This is a genomic window from Streptomyces sp. NPDC051561, from assembly GCF_044454195.1.
Classification (GTDB): Bacteria; Actinomycetota; Actinomycetes; order Streptomycetales; family Streptomycetaceae; genus Streptomyces.
Genome location: NZ_JBITDM010000008.1, coordinates 286936 through 299347 on the forward strand (window position 1 = coordinate 286936; position 12412 = coordinate 299347).

The window sequence follows — 12412 nt, forward strand, 5'->3', positions numbered from 1 at the left end:
CGGGGGGGGCGGGGGGGGGGCGGCCGCGGCCCCGCCCCCCCCCCCGCCCCCCCGCCCCCCCCCCCCCCCCCCCCGGCCCCCGCGCGCCGCCCCCCCCCCCCCCCCCCCCCCCCCCCCCCCCCCCCCCCGCCCCGGGAAAGCGGTCAGTCGCTGAACTTCTCGCCCTTCTCCGCCTTCTCGACCAGCAGCGCCGTCGGCCGGAAGCGGTCGCCGTACGTCGCCGCCAGCTCCCGGGCGCGCGCGACGAATCCGGCCGGGCCGCCCTCGTAACCGTTGATGTACTGGATCACGCCGCCGGTCCACGCCGGGAAGCCGATGCCCATGATGGAGCCGATGTTGGCGTCGGCGACCGAGGTGAGCACGCCCTCCTCGAAGAGGCGGACCGTGTCGATGGCCTCGGAGAAGAGCATCCGCTCCTGCATGTCGCGGAAGGGGATCTCGGTGCCCTTGGTGAAGTGCTCGCGCAGCCCCGGCCACAGCCGGGTCCGCTTGCCCGCCTCGTCGTACTCGTAGAAGCCGCCGCCACCGCTGCGCCCCGGCCGCTCGAACTCGTCCACCATCCGGTCGATGACCGCGTCCGACGGGTGTCCGGGCCACACCCCGCCCGCCGCCTCCACGGCCTTCTTCGTCTCGTTGCGGATCTTCCGCGGGAGGGTGAGGGTCAGCTCGTCCATCAAGGAGAGGACCTTCGCCGGGTAGCCGGCCTGGGCCGCCGCCTGCTCGATGGACGCGGGCTCGATGCCCTCGCCGACCATGGCGACGCCCTCGTTGATGAAGTGGCCGATGACGCGGGAGGTGAAGAAGCCGCGGCTGTCGTTGACCACGATCGGGGTCTTCTTGATCTGGCGGACCAGGTCGAAGGCGCGGGCCAGGGCCTCGTCGCCGGTGGCCCCGCCCTTGATGATCTCGACCAGCGGCATCTTGTCGACCGGCGAGAAGAAGTGCAGGCCGATGAAGTCGACGGGGCGCGAGACGCCCTCGGCGAGACCGGTGATGGGCAGGGTGGAGGTGTTGGAGCAGAGCAGGGCGTCGGGCTCGACGATGTCCTGGATCTCCTGGAACACCTTGTGCTTGAGGCCGGTGTCCTCGAAGACCGCCTCGATCACCGCGTCGCAGCCCGCCAGGTCCGCCGGATTGGCGGTGGCGGTGATGCGGGCCAGGAGTTCGTCACGCTTGGCCTCGGTGGTGCGGCCCCGGCCGCGCGCCTTGGCGAGGAGCTTCTCGCTGTACGCCTTGCCCTTGGCGGCAGCCTCGGGGGTGACGTCCTTGAGGACCACCTCGATGCCCGCGCGGGCGCAGGAGTAGGCGATTCCTGCGCCCATCATGCCCGCGCCGAGCACCGCGACCTTGCGGACCTTGCGGGGCTCGACACCCCCCGGGCGGTTGGCGCCGGAGTTGACGGCCTGGAGGTCGAAGAAGAACGCCTGGATCATGTTCTTCGAGATCTGGCCGGTGACCAGCTCGGTGAAGTACCGGGACTCGATGGTGATCGCGGAGTCGAAGTCGACCTGGGCGCCCTCGACGGCCGCCGCGAGGATGTTGCGCGGGGCCGGGTAGGGGGCGCCGCCGGTCTGCTTCTTGAGGTTGGCGGGGAACGCCGGGAGGTTGGCGGCGAAGCGCGGGCTGGACGGGGTGCCGCCGGGAATCCTGTACCCCTTGACGTCCCACGGCTGCTGGGATTCCGGGTGGGCGTCGATGAAGGCGCGGGCCTTGGCGAGCATGTCCTCGGGGGTGGTGGCGACTTCGTGCACCAGGCCGTTCTCAAGGGCGCGCCGCGGGCTGTACTGGGTGCCCTGGAGCAGGACCTTCAGCAGGGCGTCCGCGATGCCCATCAGCCGTACGGTACGGGTGACACCGCCACCGGCTGGCAGCAGGCCGAGCGTCACCTCGGGCAGGCCGATCTTCGAGCCGGGGGCGTCCAGGGCGATGCGGTGGTGGGAGGCCAGCGCGATCTCGTAACCGCCGCCCAAGGCCGCGCCGTTGATGGCGGCCACGACGGGCTTGCCCAGGGTCTCGATGCGGCGCAGCGAGTTCTTGATGGCGGTGCCGGTGTCGAAGGCGGCCTGGGCGTTCTCCGGGCCGACCTTGATCATGTCCTTGAGGTCGCCGCCCGCGAAGAACGTCTTCTTGGCGGAGGCGTAGATGATGCCCCGGATGGAGTCCTTCTCGGACTCCACGCGGTCGGCGATCGCGGCGATGGAGTCCTTGAACGCCTGGTTCATGGTGTTCGCGGACTGGTTGGGGTCGTCCATGACGAGGGTGACGACGCCGGTCTCGTCCTGTTCCCAGCGGATGGTGGTGGGCTCGCTCATTTTCCGGGTTCTCCGTAAGGGCCGTATGCGTAAGGGGGCGGGGACGGGACGAGCCGTCAGAGGCGCTCGACGATGGTGGCGACACCCATGCCGCCGCCGACGCACAGCGTGGCCAGGCCGTACCGCTTGTCCTGGCGCTCCAGTTCGTCGACCAGGGTGCCCAGGATCATCGCGCCGGTGGCGCCCAGCGGGTGGCCGAGGGCGATGGCGCCGCCGTTGACGTTGACCTTGTCGAGGGAGAGGCCCATGTCCTTGGCGAAGCGCAGTACGACGCCCGCGAACGCCTCGTTGATCTCGACCAGGTCGATGTCGTCGATGGTCAGGCCCGCCTTGGCGAGTGCCTTGCGGGTGGCCGGGGCCGGGCCCGTGAGCATGATGGTCGGCTCGGAGCCGGAGACCGCCGCGGCGACGATACGGGCGCGGGGCGTCAGCCCGTAGCGCTCGCCGACCTCCTTGGTGCCGATGGCGACCAGGGCGGCGCCGTCGACGATGCCCGAGGAGTTGCCGGCGTGGTGGACGTGGTCGATCTTCTCGACCCAGTGGTACTTCTGCAGCGCGACCGCGTCGAAACCGCCCATGTCGCCGATGGCGGCGAAGGAGGGCTTGAGGCCCGCGAGGGAGTCGGCGGTGGTGCCGGGGCGCATGTGCTCGTCGTGGTCGAGGACGAGGAGACCGTTGCGGTCGCGCACCGGGACGACCGACCTGTTGAAGCGGCCGTCCTTCCACGCCGCCGCCGCGCGCTCCTGGGACATCGCGGCGTACTCGTCGACGTCACGCCGCGTATAGCCCTCGATGGTGGCGATGAGGTCGGCGCTGATGCCCTGCGGCACGAAGCCGTTCTCGAAGTTGGTCATCGGGTCGTTGAACCAGGCGCCGCCGTCGGAGCCCATCGGGACGCGCGACATGGACTCCACGCCACCGGCCAGGACCAGGTCCTCCCAGCCCGAACGGACCTTCATGGCGGCCAGGTTGACGGCCTCCAGACCCGAGGCGCAGAAGCGGTTCTCCTGTACGCCGGCCACCGTGTCCGGGAGTCCCGCGGAGATCGCGGCGGTGCGGGCGATGTCGGAGCCCTGGTCGCCGACCGGGCCGACCACGCCGAGGACGATGTCGTCGATGGCGGCCGGGTCCAGGTCGGGGAAGCGGCTCCGGATCTCGTGGATGAGGCCGACGACCAGGTCGATCGGCTTGGTGCCGTGCAGGGCGCCATTGGCCTTGCCACGCCCGCGCGGGGTGCGGATCGCGTCGTACACAAACGCTTCGGTGCTCAAGACAGCAGCCTTTCAAAAGGGGTGGAAAAAGATCCGTCGGGGGTCGGGGAGGGACGCGGAGCCTGTGCCCGGAGAACCGGTGGCTCAGCCGAGGAGGGAGCGGCCGATGATTTCCTTCATGATCTCCGTGGTACCGCCGTAGATCGTCTGGATACGGCCGTCCGTGAAGGCCTTGGCGACCCGGTACTCGGTCATGTAGCCGTAGCCGCCGTGCAGTTGCAGGCAGCGGTCGGCGACGCGCTTCTGGAGTTCGGTGGCCCACCACTTGGCCATGGAGGCGTGCACCGCGTCGAGTTCACCGTTCGAGTGATCGACGATGCAGCGGTCGAGGAACGTACGGGTGACGGCGCACTCGGTGGCCATCTCGGCGATCTCGAAGCGGATGTGCTGGAGCTTGGCCAGCGGCCGGCCGAACGCCTCGCGCTCCTTGACGTACTGGGTGGTGATCTCCAGGAGGTATTCGGCGGCGGCGATCCCGGCGACCGCGATGCCCATCCGCTCCTGGGCGAGGTTGGTCATCAGGTGGATGAAGGCGCCGTTGAGTTCCCCGAGGAGGTTCTCCTTGGGGACCTTGACGTCGTGGAAGAACAGCTCGGCGGTGTCCTGGGCCTTCTGGCCGATCTTGTCGAGGTTGCGGCCGCGCTCGAAACCCTCCGCGCCGCGCTCGACGACCAGCAGCGAAAGGCCCTTGGCGCCGCCCTCCGGGGAGGTCCTGGCGACGACGATCACCAGGTCGGCGAGGATGCCGTTGGAGATGAAGGTCTTGGAGCCGTTGAGCAGCCAGTGGTCGCCCTTGTCCTCGGCGGAGGTACGGATGCCCTGGAGGTCGGAACCCGCACCGGGTTCGGTCATGGCGATGGCGGTGATGATCTCGCCGGAGCAGAAACCGGGCAGCCACCGGCGCTTCTGCTCGTCGGTCGCCAGACCGGTGAGATAGGGGCCGATGATGTCGTTGTGCAGACCGACGGCGAGCCCGGAGGCTCCGGCGCGGGTGAACTCCTCGGCCAGTACGGCGCTGTAGACGAAGTCCGCGTTCCCGCCGCCCCCGAACTCCTCCGGTACGGCGAGCCCGAGCAGCCCCTGCCTCCCGGCGGCCAGCCATGCCTCCCGGCTGACGATGCCGTCCTTCTCCCACTGCTCGTGGTGCGGCAGGACCTCCTTGGCGAGGAAGGTGCGGACGGTCTCGCGGAACGCCTCGTGCTCGGCGCTGAATATCTGACGCTTCATCACTCTCCAGTCCCCTGCGGCCGGTTGTCGCGGCTACAGCCAGTTCTTCACGGTTTCGATGAGCTTCGCGGGCTCCGGCCCGACCGGGACCACGTTGAGCATGGTCACGCCCGCCTCCCGGAACGCCTCGACGCGCTCGCGGACGTAGCCCTCCGGACCGCACAGCGACATCAGTTCGCAGAACTCGTCGGGGACGGCGGCCTCCGCCTCCTGCTTCCTGCCCCGGAGGTAGAGGTCCTGGATCTTGGCGGCCGCTTCCTCGTAGCCGTAGGCGACGGCGAGGTCGTTGTAGAAGTTCTTGCCCTTCGCGCCCATGCCGCCGACGTACAGCGCGATCTGCGGACGCGCCAGATCCCTTGCGGCCGCCGCGCTCTCACCGATCGCGAGGAGTCCGCCGGCGACGACCTGGAGCGGGCCGAGGGAAGGGTCGCGCAGTGCGCTGCCCTCGGCGAGGGAGCTGCCCCAGACCTGCTGCGCCTTCTCGGGGAGGAAGAGGGTGGGCAGCCAGCCGTCGGCGATCTCGGCGGTCAGCCTGACGTTGGCGGGGCCGAGCGAGGCGACGTACAGCGGGATGGTGTCGCGGACGGGGCGGGTGAGGATCTTCAGCGGTTTGCCCAGCTTGCCGCCCTTCTCCCTGGGCAGCGGCATGTCCGTGATGCCGTGGTGGTCGATGACCTCGCGCTTCCAGATGCGGCGGCACAGTTCGACGGTTTCGCGGGTACGGCCCAGCGGCTTGTCGTACGGCTTGCCGTGCCAGCCCTCGATGACCTGCGGGCCGGACGCGCCGAGGCCCAGGAGGGCGCGGCCGCCGGAGATCGCGTCGAGACCGGCGCCGGTCTGGGCGATCAGGGCGGGGGTGCGGGAGTAGACGTTGAGGATGCCGGAGCCGATACGCATCCGGGAGGTGCGGGCGGCCAGATAGCCCATGAGGGTGGGTGCGTCGAAGCCGTACGCCTCCGCCACCCAGACGGCGTCGAGGCCCGCGGACTCCAGGGCGGCGGCCTCGTCACAGGCTTCGCGGGGATCGCCCGCGTACTTCAACGGGAGCGAGATTTCCATCAGTTGGCCCCGTCCTTGCGGTGGGCGCCGGTTTCGTGAGGGTCCGATTCGTGAGCGCCCGTCCCGTCAGCGTCCTCGTCATGAGGGTCGGTCCCCAGGAGGTTCGGTACGTCCCAGTCGGCGGCCACTTCGGCGGTGTCCGCGCCCGGGAGTGCGGGGCCCCGGCCGAGGGCTCCGGGGGTGGCGGAGAAGCGGGGCGCGGGGGCGGGCTGGGTGACGCCCTCGTGCTCGACGAAGGTTCCCCGGGCGGCGAGATGCGGGTGCCGGGGGGCTTCGCGCATCGAGAGCACTGGGGCCACACAGGCGTCGGAGGCCTCGAAGACCGCCGTCCACTCGTCGCGGGTGCGCTCCTTGAAGCGGACGGTGATCGCCGTGCGCAGATCGCCCCAGCGGGCCAGGTCGCCGCGGTCGGGGGCGGTGTCCTTGATGCCCAGGAGATCGGTGAACTCGGCGTAGAACTGCGGCTCCAGCGCACCCACCGCCATGTGCTCGCCGTCGGAGGTCTCGTACGTTCCGTAGAAGGGGCAGCCGCCGTCGAGCAGATTCGATCCGCGCCGGTCCTGCCAGCCGCCGGCCGCGAGCATGGCGTGCAGCATGGTGGCGAGGTGGCTGGTGCCGTCGACGATCGCGGCGTCGACGACCTGACCGGAGCCCTCGGGGGTGCGGGCGTGCTGGAGGGCGGCGAGGACGCCGATGACCAGGTAGAGCGAGCCGCCCGCGTAGTCGCCGACCAGATTGACCGGCACGGTCGGCGGCTCGTCCGGTTTGCCGATCATGCCGAGGGTGCCGGTGAGCGCGATGTACGAGATGTCGTGCCCGGCGCGCTGGGCGAGCGGGCCCTCCTGGCCCCAGCCGGTCATCCGCCCGTAGACCAGCCGGGGGTTGCGGGCGAGACAGGCATCGGGGCCGACACCGAGGCGCTCGGCGACACCGGGGCGGTAGCCCTCGATGAGGATGTCGGCGCGTTCGACGAGGTCGAGCACCTGTCCGGGACCCGCCGGGTCCTTGAGGTTGACGAGGACGGAGCGCTTGCCCCGGTTGGTGAGGTCGCGGGCCGGGTCGACGCCCAGCCCCACACCGCCCGGCCGGTCGACCCGCACGACGTCGGCGCCCAGGTCGGCGAGGCACATGGCGGCGAAGGGGCCGGGCCCGATGCCGGCCAGTTCCACCACGCGCACCCCGGTGAGCGGGCCCTTGCGCCCCTTCCCCGTGGGATCGGTCCTCGTGCCTGCTGTCCCTGTCATCAAGCCCCCAGCACTGTGACACAACTGATGTAACAGCAGTGATGCTAAGAACGTGTTCCACTCTGCACAAGCCCCTGGACCGAGCGACCGAGCAAGCGCTTAGTCTTTGCGGTGGGTTGACCCGACGACTGGAGGAACGGCATGCCACGTCCCAACGAGAAGTCCGACGACAGGCCCTACGACATCGTGCTGTTCGGTGCGACCGGCTTCGTGGGCGAACTGACCGCCCACTACCTGGCCGAGCACGCCCCGCAGGACTGCCGCTGGGCCCTGGCCGGTCGTACGCCGTCCAAGCTGGAGCAGCTCAGGGACCGGCTCGCCAAAACCAACTCGGCCTGCGCGGAACTGCCGTTGCTGCACGCCGACTCCGACGACCCGGCTTCCCTGCGCGAACTGGCGCGCAGTACGCGGGTGCTGGCGTCGACCGTCGGTCCCTATCTCCAGTACGGCGAGGGTCTGGTGGCCGCGTGCGCGGAGGCGGGCACGGACTACACGGACCTGACCGGGGAGCCGGAGTTCGTGGACCGGATGTATCTGGCCTACGACGCGGTGGCCCGGCGGACGGGGGCGCGGCTGGTGCACGCGTGCGGATTCGACTCCGTACCGCACGACCTCGGGGCGTACTTCACGGTGCGCCGGCTGCCCGAGGGGGTGCCGCTGCGGGTGGACGGATTCGTGCGGGCCGGGGCGCAGTTCTCCGGCGGTACGTTCGCGTCGGCGCTCGGAGCGATGGGGCGGGGGCGCCAGATGCTCCGGGCGGCCGAGGAGCGGCGGGCGCACGAGCCCCGGCCCGAGGGCGGGCGGCGGGTGAAGGCCGTGGTCGGCGCCCCGCACCGCAGCAGTGAGGTGGGCGCCTGGGCGGTGCCACTGCCGACGATCGACGGGCAGGTGGTGCAGCGGTCGGCGGCGGCCCTGGAGCGGTACGGTCCCGACTTCCGCTACCGGCACTTCGCGGCGGTGAAGTGGCTGCCGGTCGCGGCGGGCGGGGCGCTGGCGGTGGGCTCGGTGGTCGCGCTCGCCCAGGTTCCTGCGGCGCGGCGGTGGCTGAGCTCGCTGGTCGCACCGGGGACGGGTCCGGACGAGGCGCGGCGGGCGAAGAGCTGGTTCACCGTGCGGTTCGTCGGGGAGGGCGGCGGGAAGCGGGTGTTCACCGAGGTGTCCGGCGGCGACCCGGGCTACGGCGAGACCGCGAAGATCCTCGCCGAGTCGCTGCTCTGCCTGGCCTTCGACGAACTGCCCGCTACGGCGGGGCAGGTGACGACGGCCACAGCGATGGGCGACGCGCTGCTGGGGCGGTTGCAGGACGCGGGGATCCGGTTCCGGGTGGCGCACGTGGAGTGAGGCGGGCGCCTCGCCCCACGGGTCACCCGGATATCCAGCCCGAGATGGTGTAGATCATGCCGCCCGTCCAGCCCACCATCGCGAGGACACCGACCAGTACGGTCACCGCCATCCTGCGGCCGGCCCGGTGGACGGTGACCGACTCGAAGTACTCGGGGGCGGCGGGAGTGGGGTCCGTGGCGGCCCTCATCGTCATCATGCTCATGTGCTCACCCTGTCCCGATCTGATCGATTTCCACATCCGTACGCGTACTCAGTTGTTCGCCGAGGGCTTCGGCGAGGGCCCGTCTGCACAGGGAGTCTGCCCGGCGGGTGGTCTCCGGCTGACGGAAGGCGGCGGTCAGACGGAGGGTGTGCGCGCAGGCGTTGTCCAGCGAGACCCGGTGACCCACGGAGACGAACACCGGCTTCACCCCGTCCCGGGTGCGCAGGGCGCGGCCGACCTCGGTGCCGTCGCTCTCGTCGAGGAGCGGGGAGAAGTCGCCGCGCCCCGGCCCCGGTTGTCCGTACCTGAAGGTGAAGGGGTTCTTGGCGACCCCCATCACCGGCCGGTCCAGGAGCACTCCCAGATGGCTGGCCAGCCCGAAGCGGCGGGGGTGCGCCTGCCCGTACCCGTCGCAGACGATCAGCCCGGGGTCGGCCGTCAGCCTGCCGAGGGCGTCCAGCACGGTGGGTATCTCCCGGAACGCCAACAGCCCCGGCACATAGGGGAACGCGACCCGGCCGGCCGCCGTGGCCTCCTCGACCACCGCGAGCGTCGCGGCGTCGAGCACCACTGCGGCGGCCACCACGAGGTCGCGGTCGTCGTCGTACGCCACGTCGACACCCGTGACGTGCCCGGTCCCGGGCAGTGGTCCGACCTCGTCCAGCACGACGTGCGCGCGCAGTTCGTCCTGCACGGCGCGGGCGGCGGCCTCGTCGCGCGGGGTGGCCGGGGTGATGCGGGGCGTCATGTTCATCGTGCTCGCCACTGTAGGAGGCGGGTCTGACAGTGGGGGGTGCCGGGGGCGGGCGGGACAGGTGTGCGCCTGCGGCGGGCGGGCAGGCGGTCGGTACGCTGGCGATCATGTTCGTACTTGAGTTGACCTATACCGCGCCGGTCGAGCAGGTGGACGCGCTGATGAGTGATCACGTCACGTGGCTGGACGCGCAGTACGCGGCGGGCCGCTTCCTCGCCTCCGGACGGAAGCAGCCCCGCGACGGCGGGGTCATCCTCGCGGTCGCGGAGTCACGGAAGGCGATCGAGAGCGTGGTCGCGGAGGACCCCTTCGTGACGGGCGGGGTGTGCGCGTACCGGGTCACGGAGTTCGTGGCGACGAAGGTGGCAGCGGGCCTGGAGAAGTACCGGCAGGAACCGGTGGCTTGACGGGGACCGAGCCGCACGACACGGCCGGAGCGGCGCCGCCGGGGGCCGAGGTCACTCCTGCGGCGGGCGTTTGTCCCACTCCGCTGCATCCACCTGCGGCTGCCGCAGCGCGGCGCTGAGACGTGCGGGCCTCTTGCGCCTGCGGCGCGGGGTTTGCCCCTCCCCGCCCCTTCCCTGAACCGCTGGCCGCGGGGCGGGTGGGGATCTGCGGGGGTGTGGTGGTTGCTCGCGCAGTTCCCCGCGCCCCTGAAGGGGCGCCCCTTCAGGGGCGCGGGGAACTGCGCGGCCGGCCAGCTGCTACCCGCACAGGCCCACCCGCCCCTGAAGGGCTCGCCACCCGGGGTCTGGAACAGGCCCCGCGCAGCGGACGTCGCGCACACGGGGCCGGGGCGCGGAAACCGCTCAGAACTCCAGCCGCGCGACGCGCCCCTTCTCGCCCGACGCCCAGCACCCGAGGTCCCCCGCGCACGTCACCGTGTCGTACGACCCCCCATCGATCTTCCGCCAGGACCGCCCCCCGTTCACCGTGATGTCCGTGCCCGTCGGCCCCACCGCCAAAGCAACCGACCGACTGTGCGGCAGCCAGGTCACCCCGGACCGGTACTCCCCCGACGAAGCCCCGGCGGCACGCCAATGACGCCCCCCGTCCGACGTCCGCGCCGCCGCCCCCGGCGACACCTGCCCCGCCCGGTAGTCGCCGCCCACCGCGATCCCGTGCGTACCGTCGCGGAAGGCGACACCGAACACGCCCCGCGCCGGGTCCCCCGCCGGAATCGTCGTGTCGGTGGCCTTCCAGGTGAGCCCCCGGTCCGCGGAGTGCAGGACACGGCCCCGCGCCCCGCCCCCCGTCGTCAGCCAGACGTCCCGCGGCCCGTTGCTGACCAGACACTGGCCGCTGGCCGCGAATCCCGCCTCGCCCGGCAGGGCATCCGGCATTCCGCCGTTCGGGAGGACCTTCCAGGACTTGCCGCCGTCACCGGTGGACAGGATGCGGTACTTGCCGTCGACCGGGTCGCTCATCGCCAGGCCGTTGCGGCTGTCGAAGAAGGTGAGGCAGTCGTAGAACGCCTTGGGGTCGGGGTTGCGGAAGGTCTCCGTCCAGGTGCGGCCACCGTCCTGTGTGCGGTACGTCCGGGAGGCCTCGCCCTCGCCGATGGCCAGCACCACAGCCCGGCGGCCGTCGAACGCCTCGATGTCCCGGAACTCCAGCTCGCCCGCTCCGGGCGGGGAGACGTTCCGCCAGCTGCGTCCCCCGTCCCCGGTGCGCAGCACGGTGCCCTTGGAGCCGGCCACCCACGCGGTGTTCCGGCTGACCGCCGCGAGCCCCCGGAACCGTACGTCCGTGACGCCCGTGTCCTTGAGCCGCCAGCCGGCCGGCGTCCGCGTGCCGTCGGCGGCCGGGGCCGCCTCGGTCCGTCCGTCGGCCGCCTGCGCCGGTACCGCGACCAGTGCGGCCGCCACGGCCGCCGCACCCAGTCCCACCGACACCATTCGTCTCGTGTTCCCCATACCCCTCATGGCGCTGGAAGCTAGCCCACCGGACTCCTGTCGTCCAGAGTGCGGCCAGGGGCGCCCGTTCCTATGGTGGTGGGGAGCCCAGGGGGCGACGTATGACGGGTCGGGGTCCGAGACTTCACAGGGTCCGCACCATGAGACACGGGTGATGTTGTGTGGCTGAGGTGCCAGCGGGAACCAGCCGTACTGCGACCACGCAGGTCCCTGCGGCGCGACGTGATGCTGCCGCCGGAAGACGGGGTGATGCAGCTCACGCCGTGTTCGTGTGCACGAAGTTGCGCGTTCGTTCGTCCTTAAAGGCGGCAGGACGCATCCACCGAGCATGAGAGGTGCTGGCCTTGTCCATCGTTGTTGAGCAGGCCGTACAGGCCCGTCTGATCTCCTCCGCACCACAGCTGGAGAACGTCCCCGCGAGGCTCGGTTACGAGCCCTCGGACCCGTTCGCCGTACGCATGGTCTTCCCGCCGCCGGCCACCCTGGAGGGCATCGAGGTGGTCTGGACGTTCGCGCGGGAGTTGCTGGCCACGGGACTGGACGAGGCGGCCGGTGTCGGCGACGTACAGATCCGGCCCTACGGGTACGGGCGGACGGTGCTGGAGTTCCATGCGACGGAGGGTGTGGCGATGGTGCACATCCGCACCTCCGAGCTGCGTCGTTTTCTGAAGCGGACGCAGGAGCTGGTGCCGTCCGGGTCCGAGCACCGGTTCCTGGACGTGGACCAGGATCTGGCGCAGCTGCTGAGCAGCTGAGTCCGGCCGGTCGCGCTTTTCCCTCCATAAATTCAATTGCGTGCGTCGATTCGGCAGGCGTAGGGTTCCTCTCGCCCTGTTGTCGTCGAATGGAGAAGGACGTTGCTCGTCTGAGGTCCGGGACACCGTGCCGCGAGGCAGCCACCCATGAGTGGTCTGCTCATTCCCGCGTGCCGTGTGCGACCTCGGCGTTCGAGCCGTCTTCTCTCGACCAGGGCTTTCCGTATTTCTGCGGGTAGAAATTTCTGCGGGGGGAAGCCGACGGGCCTGATCCCGTAACCGGCCGCGAGGTCCGCACGTTTCTCGGTGTCTCCACAAGTTGCTCGGT

Annotated in this window: 11 protein-coding genes; 3 read left to right on the forward strand and 8 right to left on the reverse strand. The window is 71.0% G+C overall.

What is annotated here, in order from left to right; all coding sequences use genetic code 11:
• Positions 1-143: 143 nt before the first annotated feature.
• The 5 genes from ACIA73_RS20625 to ACIA73_RS20645 all read right to left on the reverse strand — a co-directional run bounded on the left by ACIA73_RS20625 (position 144) and on the right by ACIA73_RS20645 (position 7113).
• Entirely contained in the window at positions 144-2312 is a 2169-nt protein-coding gene (locus tag ACIA73_RS20625) for a 3-hydroxyacyl-CoA dehydrogenase NAD-binding domain-containing protein (protein ID WP_399440048.1), read from the reverse strand.
• A 56-nt stretch (positions 2313-2368) separates the two neighbouring features.
• The gene (locus ACIA73_RS20630; protein WP_399440049.1) at positions 2369-3583 is read right to left on the reverse strand and encodes an acetyl-CoA C-acetyltransferase; all 1215 of its coding nucleotides are present in this window, start codon (positions 3581-3583) and stop codon (positions 2369-2371) included.
• Between the two features lie 84 nt (positions 3584-3667).
• Positions 3668-4810, reverse strand: a complete 1143-nt coding sequence (locus tag ACIA73_RS20635; RefSeq protein ID WP_399440050.1) for an acyl-CoA dehydrogenase family protein — start codon at positions 4808-4810, stop codon at positions 3668-3670.
• A 33-nt stretch (positions 4811-4843) separates the two neighbouring features.
• Positions 4844-5869, reverse strand: a complete 1026-nt coding sequence (locus ACIA73_RS20640; RefSeq protein WP_399440051.1) for an LLM class F420-dependent oxidoreductase — start codon at positions 5867-5869, stop codon at positions 4844-4846.
• Positions 5869-7113, reverse strand: a complete 1245-nt coding sequence (locus ACIA73_RS20645; RefSeq protein WP_399440052.1) for a CaiB/BaiF CoA transferase family protein — start codon at positions 7111-7113, stop codon at positions 5869-5871. The genes ACIA73_RS20640 and ACIA73_RS20645 overlap by 1 nt, the downstream gene beginning before the upstream one ends.
• 141 nt (positions 7114-7254) lie before the next feature.
• Between ACIA73_RS20645 and ACIA73_RS20650 the strand changes: the two genes are divergently transcribed.
• Positions 7255-8454, forward strand: a complete 1200-nt coding sequence (locus ACIA73_RS20650; RefSeq protein ID WP_399440054.1) for a saccharopine dehydrogenase family protein — start codon at positions 7255-7257, stop codon at positions 8452-8454.
• Between the two features lie 22 nt (positions 8455-8476).
• Here ACIA73_RS20650 and mmpA read toward each other — a convergent pair whose 3' ends face one another.
• Positions 8477-8659, reverse strand: coding sequence for a morphogenic membrane protein MmpA (gene mmpA, locus ACIA73_RS20655; protein WP_399440055.1), 183 nt, complete (start codon positions 8657-8659; stop codon positions 8477-8479).
• A gap of 4 nt (positions 8660-8663) precedes the next feature.
• The gene (locus ACIA73_RS20660; RefSeq protein ID WP_399440056.1) at positions 8664-9413 is read right to left on the reverse strand and encodes an endonuclease V; all 750 of its coding nucleotides are present in this window, start codon (positions 9411-9413) and stop codon (positions 8664-8666) included.
• A 107-nt stretch (positions 9414-9520) separates the two neighbouring features.
• On the opposite strand from ACIA73_RS20660, the gene ACIA73_RS20665 reads away from it, so the two are divergent.
• Positions 9521-9820: a YciI family protein gene (locus tag ACIA73_RS20665; protein WP_399440057.1), complete on the forward strand. Its 300-nt coding sequence runs from the start codon at positions 9521-9523 to the stop codon at positions 9818-9820.
• 402 nt (positions 9821-10222) lie between these two features.
• Here ACIA73_RS20665 and ACIA73_RS20670 read toward each other — a convergent pair whose 3' ends face one another.
• Positions 10223-11311 carry a WD40/YVTN/BNR-like repeat-containing protein gene (locus tag ACIA73_RS20670; protein ID WP_399440058.1) on the reverse strand — a complete coding sequence of 363 codons (1089 nt, stop codon included), beginning with the start codon at positions 11309-11311 and terminating at the stop codon, positions 10223-10225.
• A 362-nt stretch (positions 11312-11673) separates the two neighbouring features.
• Between ACIA73_RS20670 and ACIA73_RS20675 the strand changes: the two genes are divergently transcribed.
• Complete coding sequence (locus ACIA73_RS20675) at positions 11674-12084, forward strand: SsgA family sporulation/cell division regulator (protein ID WP_399440060.1); 411 nt, start codon at positions 11674-11676, stop codon at positions 12082-12084.
• The last annotated feature ends 328 nt before the right edge of the window (positions 12085-12412 follow it).